The sequence below is a fragment of the Salibaculum griseiflavum genome, assembly GCF_003129565.1.
GTDB lineage: Bacteria > Pseudomonadota > Alphaproteobacteria > Rhodobacterales > Rhodobacteraceae > Salibaculum > Salibaculum griseiflavum.
Map to the genome: position 1 here is coordinate 53,914 of NZ_QETF01000005.1, position 16,820 is coordinate 70,733.

Annotated in this window: 15 protein-coding genes; 9 read left to right on the top strand and 6 right to left on the bottom strand. The window is 65.5% G+C overall.

Annotated elements, in window-relative coordinates; all coding sequences use genetic code 11:
- Positions 1-105: 105 nt before the first annotated feature.
- The 3 genes from DFK10_RS06310 to DFK10_RS06320 all read right to left on the bottom strand — a co-directional run bounded on the left by DFK10_RS06310 (position 106) and on the right by DFK10_RS06320 (position 4,708).
- Positions 106-1,092, bottom strand: a complete 987-nt coding sequence (locus tag DFK10_RS06310; RefSeq protein WP_109387750.1) for a TAXI family TRAP transporter solute-binding subunit — start codon at positions 1,090-1,092, stop codon at positions 106-108.
- 236 nt (positions 1,093-1,328) lie between these two features.
- Positions 1,329-2,675 carry a sigma-54-dependent transcriptional regulator gene (locus tag DFK10_RS06315; RefSeq protein WP_109387752.1) on the bottom strand — a complete coding sequence of 449 codons (1,347 nt, stop codon included), beginning with the start codon at positions 2,673-2,675 and terminating at the stop codon, positions 1,329-1,331.
- Positions 2,672-4,708: a sensor histidine kinase gene (locus DFK10_RS06320; RefSeq protein ID WP_235866780.1), complete on the bottom strand. Its 2,037-nt coding sequence runs from the start codon at positions 4,706-4,708 to the stop codon at positions 2,672-2,674. Before DFK10_RS06320 ends, DFK10_RS06315 begins: the two co-directional genes overlap by 4 nt.
- A gap of 207 nt (positions 4,709-4,915) precedes the next feature.
- On the opposite strand from DFK10_RS06320, the gene dusA reads away from it, so the two are divergent.
- The 4 genes from dusA to DFK10_RS06340 all read left to right on the top strand — a co-directional run bounded on the left by dusA (position 4,916) and on the right by DFK10_RS06340 (position 8,024).
- Positions 4,916-5,911, top strand: coding sequence for a tRNA dihydrouridine(20/20a) synthase DusA (gene dusA, locus DFK10_RS06325; RefSeq protein ID WP_109387754.1), 996 nt, complete (start codon positions 4,916-4,918; stop codon positions 5,909-5,911).
- A gap of 80 nt (positions 5,912-5,991) precedes the next feature.
- The gene (locus DFK10_RS06330) at positions 5,992-6,429 is read left to right on the top strand and encodes a c-type cytochrome (protein WP_109388042.1); all 438 of its coding nucleotides are present in this window, start codon (positions 5,992-5,994) and stop codon (positions 6,427-6,429) included.
- Between the two features lie 55 nt (positions 6,430-6,484).
- A complete protein-coding gene (locus DFK10_RS06335) occupies positions 6,485-7,303 on the top strand; it encodes a sulfite exporter TauE/SafE family protein (protein WP_109387756.1) in 819 nt (272 codons plus the stop codon).
- A 4-nt stretch (positions 7,304-7,307) separates the two neighbouring features.
- Positions 7,308-8,024, top strand: coding sequence for a hypothetical protein (locus DFK10_RS06340; RefSeq protein WP_109387758.1), 717 nt, complete (start codon positions 7,308-7,310; stop codon positions 8,022-8,024).
- Here the strand turns inward: DFK10_RS06340 and DFK10_RS06345 are convergent.
- The 3 genes from DFK10_RS06345 to ccmI are packed head-to-tail and all read right to left on the bottom strand — an operon-like array spanning position 8,021 to position 10,190.
- The gene (locus tag DFK10_RS06345) at positions 8,021-8,266 is read right to left on the bottom strand and encodes a DUF1289 domain-containing protein (RefSeq protein ID WP_109387760.1); all 246 of its coding nucleotides are present in this window, start codon (positions 8,264-8,266) and stop codon (positions 8,021-8,023) included. The two genes, DFK10_RS06340 and DFK10_RS06345, sit on opposite strands and share 4 nt — an antisense overlap.
- A complete protein-coding gene (gene ruvX, locus DFK10_RS06350) occupies positions 8,263-8,739 on the bottom strand; it encodes a Holliday junction resolvase RuvX (protein WP_109387762.1) in 477 nt (158 codons plus the stop codon). The genes DFK10_RS06345 and ruvX overlap by 4 nt, the downstream gene beginning before the upstream one ends.
- Complete coding sequence (gene ccmI / locus DFK10_RS06355; RefSeq protein WP_217810077.1) at positions 8,736-10,190, bottom strand: c-type cytochrome biogenesis protein CcmI; 1,455 nt, start codon at positions 10,188-10,190, stop codon at positions 8,736-8,738. The genes ruvX and ccmI overlap by 4 nt, the downstream gene beginning before the upstream one ends.
- Positions 10,191-10,374: 184 nt before the next feature.
- Between ccmI and DFK10_RS06360 the strand changes: the two genes are divergently transcribed.
- The 5 genes from DFK10_RS06360 to DFK10_RS06380 all read left to right on the top strand — a co-directional run bounded on the left by DFK10_RS06360 (position 10,375) and on the right by DFK10_RS06380 (position 16,793).
- Positions 10,375-11,619 carry a sarcosine oxidase subunit beta family protein gene (locus DFK10_RS06360; RefSeq protein WP_109388044.1) on the top strand — a complete coding sequence of 415 codons (1,245 nt, stop codon included), beginning with the start codon at positions 10,375-10,377 and terminating at the stop codon, positions 11,617-11,619.
- 135 nt (positions 11,620-11,754) lie between these two features.
- The gene (locus DFK10_RS06365) at positions 11,755-12,084 is read left to right on the top strand and encodes a sarcosine oxidase subunit delta (RefSeq protein WP_109387766.1); all 330 of its coding nucleotides are present in this window, start codon (positions 11,755-11,757) and stop codon (positions 12,082-12,084) included.
- Positions 12,081-15,098 (top strand): sarcosine oxidase subunit alpha family protein, encoded by a 3,018-nt coding sequence (locus DFK10_RS06370; RefSeq protein ID WP_109387768.1) that lies wholly within the window; start codon positions 12,081-12,083, stop codon positions 15,096-15,098. Before DFK10_RS06365 ends, DFK10_RS06370 begins: the two co-directional genes overlap by 4 nt.
- The gene (locus DFK10_RS06375; RefSeq protein ID WP_109387770.1) at positions 15,091-15,651 is read left to right on the top strand and encodes a sarcosine oxidase subunit gamma; all 561 of its coding nucleotides are present in this window, start codon (positions 15,091-15,093) and stop codon (positions 15,649-15,651) included. Before DFK10_RS06370 ends, DFK10_RS06375 begins: the two co-directional genes overlap by 8 nt.
- Positions 15,652-15,761: 110 nt before the next feature.
- Complete coding sequence (locus tag DFK10_RS06380; RefSeq protein ID WP_109387772.1) at positions 15,762-16,793, top strand: ATP-grasp fold amidoligase family protein; 1,032 nt, start codon at positions 15,762-15,764, stop codon at positions 16,791-16,793.
- Positions 16,794-16,820: the final 27 nt, after the last annotated feature.

Genomic DNA, 16,820 nt, shown 5'->3' on the forward strand with positions numbered 1-16,820 from the left:
TCCCTCCGCTCCGTCGGGCCGGCCGGGGCCGTCCGCGGATCCCGATTTGAAAATGCCGCGCCCGGGTGAGGGGCGCGGCATGGTCTTTTGGCCTTTTGGCCCGGATTACATGTCGCCGTGGATCATGTCGGCGGCGATCTCCGCACCGGCATTCTCGGTGAACCACTGGGCGGCACCCGGATGCCACATCAGGACGGTGTTCTTGTCCCAGTTCTCGGGCAGGGTCGACCGGGCCGCGCGGTGGATGTTCACCATGCGCTCGTTATCCGACATCACCACGTCCACGACTTCGTAGACGAAGCTGGCGGGCAGGTCGCAATTGGCAATGGCGAAGTTCCACATGGACACCGACCGCGCATCACTTTCCAGCGTGGTGTAGGTGTCGGCGGCGATGTCGAACTCGGACACCGGGAACGCGGCCATGATCTGTGCCTGTTCTTCCTCGGTGAATTCGATGATGTTCACGTCGGTCTGCACTTCCAGCTGGCTGACCGCGGGCACCGGCACGCCGGCGGCGAAGGCGATCACGTCAAGCAGACCGTCCTGCAACTGGCCGCCCAGGTCGGACCAGCCACCATTGCGGCGCTCGAAATCGACGCCCAGCTCTTCCATCATGCGCGGGAAGTAGGTGTCCGAGGTGGACCCCGCCGGGCCGAAGCCGATCCGCGCACCTGCCGGGATATCGGCGATCGAGGAGATCCCCGAGGACGACAGCGCCGTCACCGAGAACGGGGTCTGATACATCGGGAACATGGCGCAGGCATTGGTCATAGCCAGGCCGGGGGCGATCGGGTTGGTGCCTTGCAGCGATTCCGCCGCCGGGCCCATCGTGGTCATGCCGAACTGGGCTTCGCCAGTATGGACCAGCGCCATGTTCTGCATCGGGCCACCGGTGACTTCGCCGCCGCCGGTCAGGCCCAGCTCTTCGGCGACCAGGTTGGCCCAGCCCGAACCATAGGCGAAATAGGTGCCGCCCTGAGAGGCGGTGCCCACCGTGAAGCTTTCGGGCCAGCCGTCGCGGTCTTGCGCGAATGCTGCGCCGGTGGCGAGGGTCGTGGTCAGCGCGAGCGCCGTGATCTTGGTGATTTTCATCTTGAAATCCTCCTGTTCGCCGGTCTTTCACCGGCCATGTCCGGACGAAGCCTCCTCTTCGACCGGGGCCCGAGGTCGGGCCATGTGGCGAAGTCCTGACGTTTCGGGTGCCCGCCGCTCAACCGGCGGCCACGAAAAAAATCGGCCCGGATCTAAAAAACCGCGCGCTTTGGGTCGGGATCGGGACAAATCGGCATCCGCGATGTTCCCTTTGCGACACATCCGGCGGGGCGGGCCTAGTCGGGTTCGGCGAAATCGTCCCGCGACAACCCGTGTTTCTGCATCTTTTCGTAGAGCGCCTTGCGGCTGAGCCCGAGTGATTCATAGGTGTCGCGCAGACGACCACCATTGGCGGCGAGGCTGGCGGCGATCAGCGATTTTTCGTGGGAGGCCAGGCGTGCCGCCAGGGTGTCGTCGGGCGCATCGCCGGCCGTGTCTGTCCCGATATCCAGCGCCAGGCCCAGGGCGAACCGGTCGGCGGCGTTGCGCAATTCGCGCACATTGCCGGGCCAGTCGCGGGCCGATACCGCATCCAGCACCGCGCCGGGGATGTCCGGGGCCGGGCGCTTGTAGCGGGCCGCCGCCTCGGCCACCAGGTGCGCAAAGAGCCGGGGCACGTCCTCGCGCCGCTCGGCCAGTGTGGGCAGGCGCAGGGTCACGACATTGAGCCGGTAAAGCAGGTCGGCCCGGAAATCACCACTGGCGGCGGCCTGTTCGAGGTCACGCTTCGAGGCGGCGATGAATCGCACGTCCAGCTCGACCGGGTCGTTGGAGCCAAGCCGCGAGATCGTGCGGTTCTGGATCGCGGTCAGCAGCTTGGCTTGCAACGGCTGGCTCATCGCGTCGATCTCGTCGAGGAACACCGTGCCGCCGCGGGCGTGTTCGAACTTGCCAAAGCGCGCCCGGGTGGCGCCGGGATAGGCCCCGGCCTCGTGGCCGAACAGCTCGCTTTCGATCAGGTCGGCGGGCAGGGCGGCGCAGTTTATATGAACGAAGGGTTTGTCCCCGCGGGGGCTGGCCCGGTGCAGGGCGCGTGCGGCCACCTCTTTGCCGGTCCCGGTCTCGCCCTGGATCAGCACGTCGGCCTCGGTCTCGGCGATGGCGCGGATCTGGTCGCGCAGCCGCGTCATGATGCCCGAACGCCCGGTCAGCCGCGCCTCTATCGTGTCGCGTCTGCCCACCTGGCGGCGCAGGGCGCGGTTTTCCAGCGTCAGCCGGCGCTTGTCCAAGGCCCGACGCACCGTCGAGATCAGCCGGGCCGGTGCGTAGGGCTTTTCGAGGAAGTCATAGGCGCCGTCGCGCATGGACTGAACGGCAAGATCCACATCGCCGTGACCCGTCACCAGGATCACCGGAAATTCCGGGTCGATCTCCAGCGCCCGTGCCATCAGGTCCAGACCATCCATGCCGGGCATGCGAATGTCTGTCACCAGAATGCCGGGGAAATCGCGCGCGACATGGGACAGCGCCGTGCCCGCCTCGGCAAAGCACTGCACGTCGAGGTCGTCCAGGTGCAGCGCTTGCCGCGCCGCCAGACGCAGGTGGTCTTCGTCATCGACGAACAGGATGGTCTCGGGCGTCATTGGGCGGCGATGGCCTCTTGCGTGTCAGGGTCGGCGGCGGCCAGGTCCACGGAGAACACCGCGCCGCCTTCGGGATGGTTGCGCGCGGCCAGCGTGCCGCCGAAATCGCGCACGATATTGTAGGAGATCGACAGGCCCAGGCCCAGCCCCTTGCCCGGACTCTTGGTGGTGAAGAACGGATCGAACAGCTGCGCCAGCGCGTCGTCGTCCAGCCCCGGCCCTCGGTCGCGCACATCCACGCGATGGCGGCCGCCCGCGCTATGAACGGTGATCTCGATGATCGGGGTCGCGTGATGTTCCATGGCATCGAGCGCGTTGGACAGAAGGTTGACCAGCACCTGTTGCAGCCGCACTCGCCCGCCCATCACCTGGATCTCGGCCCGCGGTCGGTCAAAGCGCAGCTCGGCCCCCGCCGCCTTGAGTTTCGGGGCCATCAGTTCCAGAGCGTCGTCGAGCACGGCCAGAAGCGGCACGGCCCCGATCTTGTCCTGCGGGCGGCGTGCGAAATTGCGCAGGTGCTTGGAGATTGAAGCCATCCGGTCGGCCATCTGCGAGATCAGCCCGATATTGTCACGCGCCTCGGCGGGCCGGTCGCGGTCGAGGAAGGTCGCGGCGTTCTCGGCATAGGCCTTGACCGCCGCCAGGGGCTGGTTGAATTCATGGCTCAGGGCGGCCGACATCTGGCCCAGGGCGGCCAGCTTGCCGGCTTGCACGAGTTCCGTCTGGGTGCGGCGCAGCCGGTCCTCGGTCGATTTGCGTTCCTCGACTTCCTGCATGAGCCGGGCGTTGGCGTCATTGAGGTCGGCGGTGCGTTCCGCGACCCGCCTTTCCAGTTGTTCGCGATAGCGGCGTTGCTGTTCGAGCCGCTCGACCAAGCGCGCCCGCCTTTGCAGGTAAAGCACCGCCACAAGGCCGGCGAACATCAGCCCCAGAACGGCGAGCGCCAGGCTTTGCCGGGCTTGCAGGATCGCCGGGCGCGTGGGCGTCAGCAGCATGACCTGCCACCCCGCCGAGGCGATCAGGGCGGTATTGGTGACGTAGTCCTCCGTCCCCCCGGGGGCGCGCACGGTCACGAGGTCATGACCGGGCGCGAGGGCCTCGCGGGTGGCGTCCAGCGGGTGCAGGCGATCCAGCGGGTATTGCCGTGTGGCCGCGATGGTTTCCAGCGCGCCGTCGGGGATCGCGCGCAGCGTGGCAAAGCGCCAATCCTCCCGGTCGGACAGGAACACCACGGCGTTCTGATCGGTGACCAGAACCGTGTTGTCACTTTCGCGCCAGGCGGCTTCGAAATCGTCGAGCCGCAGCTTGACCGCGATGACACCGACGATTTCGGTCCCGTCGAGGATCGGCGCGGCGAAATAATAACCACGCTGGCCCGAGGTCGTGCCCAAGGCGTGAAAACGCCCGCGTCCGTTGTCGATGGCATCGCGGAAATAGGGGCGGTAGTCGAAGCGCCTGCCGACGAAGGATTTGTCGCGCCGGTAGTTGCTGGCCGCGATGGTCAGGCCGTCGGCATCCATCACCCAGATATCGGCCACGTCCAGCGTCAGGGTCGATTGGCGCAATTGTTCATTTGCATAGGGCACGAGGCCCTGATTGTCGGGATCACGGAGGATTCGTGTCAGGATCGGACGCTCGGCCAGAAGGCCGGGCAGAACTTCGGTTCGGGCCAGCGCCCCGCGCAAGGATTGCGTGGCCAGGCGCAGGGTCGCCTCTTCGCGCATCGCGGTCTGGATCACGAAATAGCGTTCCACCCGCGGCAGCACGGCCAAAGCGGCCAACATCATGAGTGCCAACCCCAGCAGAAGCAGACGCGGCAGGCGCGATATGGTGAAGGGTCTGGGGCGGCGGGCGGTCATGACAGGAAAGTATGCCCCGTCACCGCAGGATTGCCCAGACCCGATGGCGCATTGGGCACGGTCGTCCGATTGCCTGTCGATAATGCCGAACGGTGGTGCGGCCTTGGTCCGGTCGCAGGTCTTGCCATATGGCACCTTTTCTTCGAGGCTGCGGGAACGGGTGACCCGCCCCATGATTGGACCGAGTGCGCCCATCCGCGAGTCGGCCACCGGATGAAGCGCCGTGGGTCTTGCCGGGTATCACCCTCGAACAGGTATCGTGCCGATTCCATCAAGCTGACCACTTTCTTAGCACGGGGCAGGGTGGCGCACCGCCTTTCCTGTGCATAGGGTGTGCAAAGCGGGTCCGTTCCGGTAGAGCGCCCTCGAGGAGATCGCCGAATGCCACTGAATGCAGCCACACAGGCAGCACGTCTTTCCATTGCGCCCATGATGGATTGGACCGACCGGCATTGCCGGTTCTTTCACCGGCTGATGTCGCGTCGATCCTTGCTCTACACTGAAATGGTCACGGCCCCTGCGTTGGTGCGTGGCGGGGCGCGGCACCTGCTTCGGTTCGACGCGGCCGAGCATCCGGTCGCGTTGCAGCTTGGCGGGTCGGACCCGGCCGAGCTGGCAGAGGCCGCACGGATGGGCGCCAACGAGGGATATGACGAGATCAACCTCAATTGCGGCTGTCCCTCGGACCGGGTGCAATCGGGTACCTTCGGCGCGGTCCTGATGCGCACGCCTGACCTGGTGGCCGAGTGCTGTGACGCGATGATCGCGGCCCAACCGGCCGAGGTGACCGTGAAATGCCGGATCGGCGTGGACGACCAGGACCCCGAAGAGGTGCTGCCGGACTTTCTTGAAAAGATTCGTGCGGCCGGGGTGAAGCGGATCACGATCCATGCCCGCAAGGCTTGGCTGCAAGGGCTTTCGCCCAAGGAAAACCGCGATATCCCGCCGCTGGACCATGACCTCGTGCATCGGATGAAGGCGAAATTTCCCGACCTGCATATCTCGGTCAATGGCGGCATCGCATCGCTTGCGGAGGCACGGACGCATCTGGACCGGGGGCTTGACGGGGTGATGATCGGGCGGGCCGCCTATCACAACCCGGCGGATATCCTGCTGGACGCCGACCGGGCCCTATTCGGAGGCGCGCCCGGCCCGGACCGGCTGGAGGTGGTCGAGGCGATGCGCCCCTATATTGCCGCGCATCTGTCCGAGGGTGGCAAGCTGGCGCAGGTGACACGGCACATGCTGGGCCTGTTCGCAGGCCGCCCGGGGGCGCGGCAATGGCGGCGAGTCCTGTCCGAGCAGGGCCACCGCGAGGGGGCCGGGCTGGACGTGCTGGACCGCGCGCTGGAGGCGATGGACCGGGCCGCAGCCTGACCGGTTGGCCCGCCCGGTGATCCGCGCTATCTGTCTGCCCGAAAACACGGTCCGAAGCAGGAGAAATCCTCGTGAAACAGATGATTGGAACGCTGGCCGCCATGGCGGTCGGGGGTGCGGCGCTGGCCCACAGCGGCGCCACCGGGGTGGTCAAGGAACGCATGGATGCCATGGTGGCCTTGGCCGAGGCGATGAAGGTGATCGTGCCGATGTCACGTGGTCAGGTGGCCTATGACGCGGACGCCTATGCAGAGGCCGCACGCCGGATCGCCAGCCATTCCGGCCAGCCGCTCGTCGAGAAGTTCCCCGAGGGCTCGTTGGTGGCACCAAGTGAAGCCGCGCCTGCGATCTGGGAGGATCTCGACCGGTTTGCGGACCTGTCGACGACACTGGAAGAGCGGGCCGAGGCGCTGGCACAAGCCGCCGCAACGTCTGACAGCCCACCGGGCGCGGAATTCGCGGCCATGGCGCAGACCTGTGGCGCCTGCCATGAGGATTTCCGGATCGAGGCCGACTAGTGCTAGCGCCGGCCTCCGGGCTAAGCTAGGGGCGGATCAAAGGACCGGAGGGGCCATGCCCGACTTGACACTGCTGCTGGGCATGGGGGCCATGTTGATGGCCATCGGGGCCTTTGCCGGGGTGCTGGCCGGTCTGCTGGGCGTCGGCGGGGGCATCATCCTCGTCCCGGCCTTCTACTACGCGTTTGCCGGGTTGGGCTATGACAGTCCACAACTGATGCAGATGTGCCTTGCAACCTCGCTGGCCACGATCATCGTGACCTCGATCCGCTCGGTTCTGAGCCATAACAAGAAGGGCGCGGTTGACTGGGGGGTCCTGCGCGGCTGGGGGCCGGGGATTGCGCTGGGTGCGCTTGTCGGGGTCACCGTGGCGGCGCAGCTGCGCTCGGAGGTGTTGCAAGCGATTTTCGGCGGGCTGGCCTTTTCCGTCGCGCTCTACATGACCCTTGGAAACAGCGCCTGGCGTCTGGGGCAGGCCATGCCGACCGGGCCGGTCAAGTGGCTGCTGGCCCCGCTGATGGGGCTGTTGTCGGTGCTGATGGGCATCGGTGGCGGCAGCTTCGGCGTGCCGGTGATGACGCTTTACGGTAAACCGATCCACAAGGCCGTGGCCACTGCCGCCGGGTTCGGCGTGATCATCGCTGTGCCCTCGGTGCTGGGCTTCCTGCTTGTGGACATGGCCGTGGCGCCGCCGCTGTCGGTGGGGGCAGTGAACCTGCCGGCCTTCGGCCTCGTCATCGCCATGACACTGATCACCGCGCCCTGGGGGGCGGCACTGGCGCATCGGCTGGATCCCAAGCCGCTCAAGCGGGTTTTCGGGGTGTTCCTGATGCTCGTTGCGCTGAACATGCTGCGCAAGGCACTGGGCTGGTAGGGGCATGGTCGACGGGCGAGGATACCAGGTGATGCGCGACCTGCCGGGCCTGCGAGGCTGGGCCGAGGCCGCCCGGTCGGTGGGCGAGGTTCTGCTGGATGACCAGGCCCTGCGCGATCGCTGGCTGCGCCATGAAAAGACATGGTTCGTCGGGGTCGATGTCCTGCCCAACGATCCCGATGGCAGCATCGGCGGGGTGCCCTTTCCGCAAGGGCTGCGCGGCATCTGGCCCGGCCGTTGGCACAAAGCACAGCTGTCAGCGATCTATCGCGGATATCCGGGTCGCGATCCGGGCGAAAGCGACGCCGCGCACCGGTTCCGACGCGACCGCTGCGGCGCCCATGTTGACGGTCTGCACCTTGAGGACGGGCGGCGCATCCTGCGCGAGCCACATGCCTTCGTGCTTGGCATCAGCCTGTCGAATGTGGGGCAAAGCCCGCTGGTCGTCTGGGAGGGCAGCCACGAGATCATGCGGGATGCGCTGGCCGGGGCAGCCATGGGCGGGGATGTGACCGAGGCTTACAAGGTCGCCCGCGCCGAGGTGTTCGAGCGGTGCGAAATGGTGCCCCTGCATCTGCGGCTGGGCGAGGCGGTGTTGATGCACCGGCTGGCGGTGCATGGCATCGCGCCCTGGCAGGGCGAAGGCGAAGACCCGCGCCTCATGGCCTATTTCCGCCCGCAATTCGCCCAAGCGCGGGACTGGACCGAACGGAGGCCCTAGCGTTTGAGCCGGGCTGCGCGGCCGCCGCGGCGGACTTTCAGCAGTTTGGCCCGCTCCGGCAGCTCTTCCATGACGGCGCGTCGGTCCTCGGGCGTCATCCGCGCCCAGCTGCCGATTTCCTCGATCGACCGGTGGCACCCGGTGCAGATACGGGCCTCGGGGTGGATCACGCAGACCTTGATGCAGGGGCTTTCGATTTCCGCCCGCTTCCAGATGTGATCGGTATGTTCCGGTCTTGTCATGATCCCGCCCTGATGTTGCGCATGCGATCCAGCATGCCTTGCAGGATAACACCGGCGGCGACGTGGTCTATGACCTCTGCGCGACGTTTTCGTGTCGCATCCGCCTCCAGCAGGGCCCGTTCGGCGGCCACCGTGGACAATCTTTCGTCCCAATAGGTGATCGGCAGGTCGGTCATGCGCGAGAGGTTGCGGGCGAAGGCGCGGGTGGATTGGGCGCGCGGGCCCTCGGTCCCGTCCATGTTGCGCGGCAGGCCCAGGACCAGCCCACCCACCTGGCGCTTGGCAACAATCGCCAGAAGCGCCTCGGCATCGACGGTGAATTTCTTGCGCTTGATGGTCTCAAGCGGGGTGGCCACGGTGTGCAGGCTGTCGGAGACCGCGACGCCGATGGTCTTGGTGCCAAGGTCCAGACCGGCAAGGGGGGCCATGGGCGACAGGGCGGCAATGAACTCCTCGGGCGTTTCGTGGATCATTCGGCGACACCGGCGGCGCGCGCGGCGCTGCGGATCGTGCCGATGGCCGCGTCGGAGGCGGCGAACACCTCTTGCGCTTCGCCCCAGATGGCCGCGGCCCGTTCGGTCTCGCCCAACACACCAAGCGCGCGGATCAGCTGGGCCCATTCCTCGGGAGGGCCGCCCTCGTTGGCGAGCCGCTCCGAAAGGGACGAGACCATGCCGCCGATCATCGCCGCGCGGTCCTCTTCGGACATGTCCTGGGCAGCAGCCATATCGGCGGCGGAGGGGCCACGCGTCTGGGTCTCGGGCAGGGTGTAATCCTTGCCCGCCAGCCAGGCCACGTCCTCGATCTGGCCGGCGGCCATGGTGTAGTGCAGGGTGCCCGGCGTTCCGGTTTCGATCACGCGGCGGTAGAAGTTGAAAGCGCGGTCCGGCCGGTCCGTCTGGTAATAGAGCAGCCCCGCGTAATAGAGCGCGGCCGGATTGCCCTCGTCGCGCTGCAACAGGCGCACGGCGATGGTTTCGGCCTCGGGCGTGACAATACCGCCCGCCGCGCTGACCAGGTAGTCCAGCAAATCCTGGTAGTCGGCGGGCACGGCGTTTTCGCCGACGGCGGCGAGATACCGTTCCTGGGCGCGGGCCGCAGCCTGGAAATGGCCGATCGAACGGGCATCCAGCGCCATGGCCTGCCAGAGGTCGGTGCGGGCGTCGCGATCCTCGGCCACCTCGCCGATGAGGGCTTGGAGGTCCGGGCTGACCGCGCCGTCATCAGCGATGAACCGATAGAAGGCGAGCCGGTAGCGGTCGGTCTCGGTGGCCTCTTCACCCTTGAGCGCGACAACGCGGGTTTGGGCCTGTGCCGCCCCCTCGAAATTCAGCAGGCGGCCTTCGTTGTCGGCCAGCAATTGCCATCCGTTCAGATCGTCGGGCCGGGTCGGGACGATCTCGCGCAGGCGCTCGATCATCTCGCGCACGTCGTCACCGACCTGGGCGGTCGCGGCGATCTTGTCGGTGATCCGGGCCTCGGCCTCGCGCTGGGTCGGGCGGCCTTCCCGCAATTCCTCCGCACGCAGCAGACGTTCCGAACGCGGCTGGTCCGCATAGCCCGGCGCCCCCAGTTCCACATAGCCCCAGATACCGGCCCCCGCGATTCCGAGAACGGTGACGACGGCCAGCGCCCGGTTCAGCCCCTGGGGCGCGTCGCTCGTGGCGCGCGAACCGGCCTTGTCGGCGGCCAGCAAGCGGCGGGCGATTTCTGTGCGGGTGCGCTCGGCCTCTTCGGAATTCAGCACGCCCCTTGCCAGGTCGCGCTCGACTTCTTCGAGCTGCGACTTGTAGATGTCGATATCGGTCACCTCGTCGACCGGGTCGTCTGACCGGCGGCGGATCAAAGGTGCGACGAGCGCGGCGAGGGTAAGCGCCACCAAAACGGCGGTCGCGACCCAGAATATCCAAGGGTATTGTTCCATAGCCCACCCGATGTAGCCTGTGGCGTGGCGCGAAAAAAGACCTTCCGTTCGGCTTTTCCGCGGCAAATTGGCGTTCGGTGATCGGCTTGTCGGAAACGCGCATCCAAATGCCGCCGTGGGTATCCTTGAACGCGGGCCCATGTATCAGAACCATGACGAGACGATTCCACGCGAGAGTGAGCCCATGAGACGCTTTTCCGCCTTCGCCATCGCCCGAGAGGCCGCCCGCCACCATTCCGGTTGGGAACGGCATTGGCGCTCTCCGACCCCGAAAAAGCACTATGATGCAATCATCATCGGGGCAGGCGGCCACGGGTTGGCCACCGCCTATCACCTTGGCAAGGATCACGGCATCACCAATGTCGCGGTGCTGGAAAAGGGCTGGCTGGGCGGCGGCAATACCGGCCGCAACACCACGATCATCCGCTCCAACTACCTGCAGGATCCGTCGGCGGCGATCTACGAAAAGGCGCGCAGCCTCTATGAAACCCTCAGCCAGGACCTGAACTACAACGTGATGTACAGCCCCCGCGGCGTGATCATGCTGGCCCAGACCGAGCACGAGGTGCGTGGCTACCTGCGCACGGCCCATGCCAATGCCCTGCAGGGGGTGCAAACCGAATTCATCAGCCCCCAGCGGGTCAAGGAACTGGTGCCGATCATCAACCTTGAGGGGCCGCGCTACCCCGTTCTTGGCGGTCTCTGGCAGGCCCGTGCGGGCACCGCGCGCCATGACGCCGTGGCCTGGGGCTATGCCCGCGCCTGTTCCGACATGGGCATGGACATCATCCAGAAATGCGAAGTCACCGGCATCAAGCGCGATGGCGACAAGGTGACCGGCGTGGAAACGACGCTGGGCGATATCTGCTGCAACAAGCTGGGCATCGTCGTGGCGGGGCATTCCGGGGTCATGGCCGAAAAGGCCGGGTTCCGCCTGCCCATCGAAAGCGTGGCGCTTCAGGCGCTGGTGTCAGAGCCGATCAAACCCTGCATGGACGTGGTGGTGATGGCCAACACGGTGCATGGCTACATGTCCCAGTCCGACAAGGGAGAAATGGTGATCGGCGGCGGCGCGGATGGCTACAACAACTACACCCAGCGCGGCTCTTTCCACCATATCGAGGAAACCGTGCGGGCGCTGGTCGAGACCTTCCCGATGATCAGCCGCCTCAAGATGCTGCGGCAATGGGGTGGGATCGTGGATATGACCGGCGACCGGTCCCCAATCATCTCGAAAACCCCGGTCGAGGGCGTCTTCGTCAATTGCGGCTGGGGCACCGGCGGCTTCAAGGCGATCCCGGGTTCGGGCTATGCCATGGCCGAGCTTATGGCCAAGGGCGGCTCTCCGCTGGCCGATGAATTCAGCATGTGGCGATTCCGCGAAGGCAAGTTCATTGATGAATCAGTGGCCGCGGGGGTGGCGCATTGATGGACCGTGCCTTGTTCCCTTTCGGCGATGCGTGCATCGCCGATCGCGCCCGACCCGCCCCCTGGGCGGGCGCGATTTCATCGCCCCCACCCACGTGCCGGGCGCGAAGCTCACTCAGGAAGGAAGGGTAGCCCAATGCTGATCCTTGAATGCCCCTATTGTGGCGTCACCGGGGAAGAGACGGAATTTCACGGCGGCGGCGAAGCGCATCTGACGCGCCATGGGCCCGGCTCCTCGGATGACGATTTCGAAAACTACCTGTTTCTGCGCGAGAACCCGCGCGGCGTGCATTTCGAACGCTGGCGCCATGTGAACGGCTGCGGTAAGTGGTTCCACGCCGCCCGCGACACCGCCACGCTCGAGGTCTTCGGCACCTATTCCGCCCAGACCACCGAGCCGCCGCAAGACATCAAAGACGCCATCACGGCCAAGCGCCCCGGCTGGTCCTGGAGGGAATTCAAGTGAGCACACGTCTGGCACAGGGCGGGCGGTTCATCGACCGGTCGCAGAAGCAGCATTTCACCTTTGACGGCAAGCAAATGACCGGCTTTGCCGGGGATACGCTCGCCTCGGGGCTTCTGGCCAATGACCAGATGCTCGTGGGCCGGTCCTTCAAGTATCACCGCCCGCGTGGCATCGTGGCCTCGGGCGCGGAAGAGCCCAACGCGCTGGTCAATATGGGGCAGGGCGCCCGGTTCGAGCCGAACCAGCGTGCCACCACGACCGAACTGTTCGAAGGGCTGAAGGCCGGGTCGCAGAACCACTTTCCCAGCCTCGAATTCGATATCGGGGTGATCAACAATTCGCTGGCGCGGTTTCTGCCCTCGGGCTTCTATTACAAGATGTTCATCCATCCGCGCCCGCTGTGGAAACATGTCTATGAACCCTTCATCCGCCAGTCGGCGGGGCTGGGCAAGGCACCGGACAAGGAAACCCGCGACGCCGACACTTACGAGCATTTCTATGCCTTCGTGGACGTGCTGGTTGTTGGCGGTGGCGTGGCGGGCCTGTCCGCCGCGCTGGCCGCGGGGCGCGCCGGGGCAAAGGTGCTGCTGGTTGAACAGACCGCGCAATGGGGCGGCCGTGCGCCGGTGGACGGCGCCGAGATCGACGGAAAGCCTGCCGATGACTGGGTCAAGGATGCCCTTCAAGAGCTTGAAAGCCTTGAGAATGTTCAGATCCGCACCCGCCTGATGGGCGCCGGGGTCTATGACCATGGCTACGTGCTGGCCTATGAGCGTCTGACCGATCATGCGCCCGAGATGGACGGCCCGCGTCACCGGCTCTGGCGCATCCGGGCCAAGCAGGTGGTCACCGCCACCGGTGCGATCGAGCGGCCCTTGTCCTTTGCCGGAAACGACCTGCCCGGCGTCATGCTGGCCAGCGCCGTGCGCGATTACGTCGTGAACTACGCGGTCAGCCCCGGCGACCGCACCGTGGTCGTCACCAATAACGATGACGCCTATCGCACCGCCTTTGTCCTCAAGGCCGCCGGTCTCGAAGTGCCCGCGATCATCGACGCGCGGGCCGAGGCCGGGGCCATGGCCAAACGCGCCGAAGCCGAGGGCATCAAGGTGCTGCTGGGCAAGGGGATTGCCAAGGTCAAGGGTGGCAAGCGGGTCGAAGGCGTGGCGATCTGCGCGCAGGCCGGCGAGGGCGCCGTGCTGGACGAGATCAAGTGCGACGCGGTCGCCATGTCGGGTGGCTGGTCGCCGGTTGTGCACCTGTGGTCCCATTGCGGCGGCAAGCTGATCTGGGACGAGGCCCACGCCCATTTCCGCCCCGATCCCGACCGCGCCCCCACTGGCGCGCAGGGCGAGGCTTTCGTGCTGACCGCGGGCATCGCCCATGGCGCCATGTCCACCCGCGACGCGGTCGCAAATGCCCATGAGGCCGGCGCGGCCGCTGCCAAAGCGACGGGCGCCAAGGGCAAGCCGGGCAAGGTGCCGCAGGGCGACGCGCCCGAGGAAAGCCCGATGCAACCGGTCTGGATGATGCCGCAGGGCGCCAGCTACAAGCTGCGCTCCAAGATGTGGCTGGACTACCAGAACGACGTGAAGGTGTCCGACGTGCAGCTGGCCGCGCAAGAGGGCTATGAATCGGTCGAGCATACCAAGCGCTACACTACGCTGGGCATGGCCACCGATCAGGGTAAGCTAAGCAATATCAACGGATTGGCGGTGCTTTCTGATGCTCTGGGTCAACCGATTCCGGCCACTGGCACCACCACCTTCCGCCCGCCCTATACCCCCATCTCCATGGGCGCGATCGCGGGCGAGGCACGGGGCGAGATCTTCCAGCCGCTGCGCCGGACGCCGATCCATGACTGGCACGAAGAAAACGGCGCCGCATGGGAGCCTGTGGGCCATTGGAAACGGCCCTATTGCTATCCGCGCGATGGCGAAAGCAAGCACGACGCGGTCATGCGCGAGGTCGCCAATACCCGCGAGAAGCTGGGCCTGCTCGATGCCTCGACCCTTGGCAAGATCATCGTCAAGGGGCCGGATGCGGGCAAGTTCATGGACATGCTCTACACCAACATGATGAGCACCCTGAAGGTGGGCCGCTGCCGCTATGGCCTGATGTGTTCGGAAAACGGTTTCCTAAGCGATGATGGCGTCGTGGCGCGGCTCGATGAGGACACGTTCCTGTGCCACACCACCTCGGGCGGGGCCGAAAGCGTTCATGCCCATATGGAGGAATGGCTGCAAACCGAATGGTGGGACTGGAAGGTCTATGTCGCCAACGTGACCGAGCAATACGCCCAGGTCGCGGTCGTCGGCCCCAATGCCCGCAAGGTGCTGGAAAAGCTCGGGTCCGACATCGACCTGTCTGCCGAGGCGCTGACCTTCATGGGGTGGACCGAAGGCAAGATCGGCGGCTTTGACGCGCGGGTCTTCCGCATCTCGTTCTCGGGTGAGCTGTCCTACGAGATCGCCGTGCCCGCCAGCCAGGGCCGCGCCTTCTGGGATGCGCTTTACGCGGCGGGGCAGGAATTCGGCGTCATGCCCTATGGCACCGAATGCCTGCACATCATGCGCGCCGAGAAAGGGTTCATCATGATCGGTGATGAAACCGATGGCACGGTGATTCCGCAGGATCTGGGGCTGCATTGGGCGATCTCGAAGAAGAAGGACGATTATATCGGCAAGCGCGCCCAGGAACGCAGCCACATGGTCGATCCCGACCGCTGGCAGCTGGTGGGCCTGGAAACGCTGGATGGCTCGGTCATTCCGGACGGCGCCTATGCCGCCGCGCCGGGCACCAATGCCAATGGCCAGCGCAACACCGAGGGCCGTGTGACATCGACCTACCATTCGCCCACGCTGGGCCGGGGCATCGCCATGGGCCTTGTCCACAAGGGGCCGGATCGGATGGGCGAAACCATTACCTTCGTCAAGACCGATGGGTCGGAGGTGAAAGCCAGGATCGTCAGCCCGGTCTTCTATGACCCGGACGGGGAGAAGCAGAATGTCTGAGACCAGCGCATTGAATGGCCGCGGGACCGAAGGAACCACCACGGTCCGCGATACAGGGCTTCAGGGCATGATCACCCTGCGCGGCAATCTCGCCTCGACCAAGCTCAAGGCGATCTGCAAGGAGATCACGGGCCAGCCCATGCCCAAGGCGGGGCAGGCCCATGTGTCCGGCGATACCGGGCTGGCCTGGATGTCACCGGATGAATTGCTGGTGCTTGTTCCCCATGGGCAAGCGGCCGATGCTGTCGCCCGGATCGACGCGGCATTGGCCGGGCAGCATTTCCTGGCGGTGAACGTGTCCGACGCCCGCGCGCTGATCGCGGTCGAGGGGGCTGGCGCGCGCGAGGTCATCGCCCGGCTCTGCCCGGTGGACATGTCGCCCGAAGCTTTCGGACCCGGCGCGTTCCGCCGCACCCGCATGGCCCAGATCCCGGCGGCGTTCTGGATGGAACAGGACGGATCGCTGCGGGTGATCTGTTTCCGTTCGGTCGCGGAATATGCCTTTGGGCTTCTGTCAACGGCGGCGAAGTCTCCGGCGGTCGGTTTCCTTTGATCCTGCGCCCCCGAAAAGGGGGACGCGGTCAAAAAAACGCCTTATTTGCCCGCGATATGTAGCCTGAACCCCGGAGAACACGGGGCAGGCAACATATCTGGCAGGTTTCAATGCGTCCGTTTTACGAGCAATACCACTATGACCGGCGTCCGCGCAAAAAGGTGGGTGACGCCTATATCAAGGATTTCGTGACCGATTTCATGAATTGGCACGAAGAAAACATCGCCGAAACGCCGCACGCGGCCACCGGCAAGGTGCACATGACCGCCCATAGCCAGCTGGACAAGGGTGATTTCCGCAAGGTCGTCCGCCGTGGTATCGGTGGCTATTTCAAGGCCACCGGCGAATGGCCCGATTTCCGCAGCCCCAAGACCTTCGGGGCGATGAACGTGCTGCACGCGCTGCTGATGCCGATGCCAAAGGTGCAGCCCGCCGACAAGCTGCAAGTCGGCCGCTATATCCCCAAGAAGCTGGCCAACCGGGTCCAGACCGCGCGGATCGTCAAGAAATGGGCCAAGGGCGAAGAGGTCTCTTTCGAGGGCATCGCGCCGGGCAGCTATTATTTCAAGGCCAACCACGGCAGCCATTTCAACATCAAGGTGAACATCCCCTGTTCCGAGGACGAGATGGCGCATATCCGCAGCGAGGCGAAGCGCTGGCTGTCGATCAGCTATGGCCTCAATTCCTGCCAATGGTGGTATCGTTTCATCCCGCCTCATGTCTTTCTGGAAGAGGATCTCAATGACGGGCTCTCCGACGGCCCGATCACCGATTTCCGTTTCCACATGATCAACGGGCGCATGGCGCTGTTGCAGATGGATGTGGGCCACCAGACCGAGGATCGGCACAACCCGATCTATGACGAGAACCTGAATTACCTGCCCTATGATTTCCTGCGCGAGAACCTGCGCGAGGAGCCGCTTCCCGAAGGCACGGACAGAGCCCGTGACGTGGCCATCGAACTGGGCAGCAAGTACCAGTATTGCCGCGTCGATCTCTATCAGAAGGGCGACGAGATCTATTTGGGCGAGCTGACCTTCCTGCCGAATGCCGGGCGCCGCCATGTCCGCGCTCCCGAGCTGGACGAATTGATTTCGTCCTATTGGGAACGGCAGATGCCACGCTTCACCCGGATCAACTAGGGGGCAGGCCCTTGGGAGGGCTGGCCG

Bases quoted from the DNA above. Each gene is read 5' to 3' on its own strand.
- DFK10_RS06310 (WP_109387750.1), bottom strand. From the start codon at position 1,092: ATGAAAATCACCAAGATCACGGCGCTCGCGCTGACCACGACCCTCGCC.
- DFK10_RS06315 (WP_109387752.1), bottom strand. From the start codon at position 2,675: ATGACGCCCGAGACCATCCTGTTCGTCGATGACGAAGACCACCTGCGT.
- DFK10_RS06320 (WP_235866780.1), bottom strand. From the start codon at position 4,708: ATGGGGCGGGTCACCCGTTCCCGCAGCCTCGAAGAAAAGGTGCCATAT.
- dusA (WP_109387754.1), top strand. From the start codon at position 4,916: ATGCCACTGAATGCAGCCACACAGGCAGCACGTCTTTCCATTGCGCCC.
- DFK10_RS06330 (WP_109388042.1), top strand. From the start codon at position 5,992: ATGATTGGAACGCTGGCCGCCATGGCGGTCGGGGGTGCGGCGCTGGCC.
- DFK10_RS06335 (WP_109387756.1), top strand. From the start codon at position 6,485: ATGCCCGACTTGACACTGCTGCTGGGCATGGGGGCCATGTTGATGGCC.
- DFK10_RS06340 (WP_109387758.1), top strand. From the start codon at position 7,308: ATGGTCGACGGGCGAGGATACCAGGTGATGCGCGACCTGCCGGGCCTG.
- DFK10_RS06345 (WP_109387760.1), bottom strand. From the start codon at position 8,266: ATGACAAGACCGGAACATACCGATCACATCTGGAAGCGGGCGGAAATC.
- ruvX (WP_109387762.1), bottom strand. From the start codon at position 8,739: ATGATCCACGAAACGCCCGAGGAGTTCATTGCCGCCCTGTCGCCCATG.
- ccmI (WP_217810077.1), bottom strand. From the start codon at position 10,190: ATGGAACAATACCCTTGGATATTCTGGGTCGCGACCGCCGTTTTGGTG.
- DFK10_RS06360 (WP_109388044.1), top strand. From the start codon at position 10,375: ATGAGACGCTTTTCCGCCTTCGCCATCGCCCGAGAGGCCGCCCGCCAC.
- DFK10_RS06365 (WP_109387766.1), top strand. From the start codon at position 11,755: ATGCTGATCCTTGAATGCCCCTATTGTGGCGTCACCGGGGAAGAGACG.
- DFK10_RS06375 (WP_109387770.1), top strand. From the start codon at position 15,091: ATGTCTGAGACCAGCGCATTGAATGGCCGCGGGACCGAAGGAACCACC.
- DFK10_RS06380 (WP_109387772.1), top strand. From the start codon at position 15,762: ATGCGTCCGTTTTACGAGCAATACCACTATGACCGGCGTCCGCGCAAA.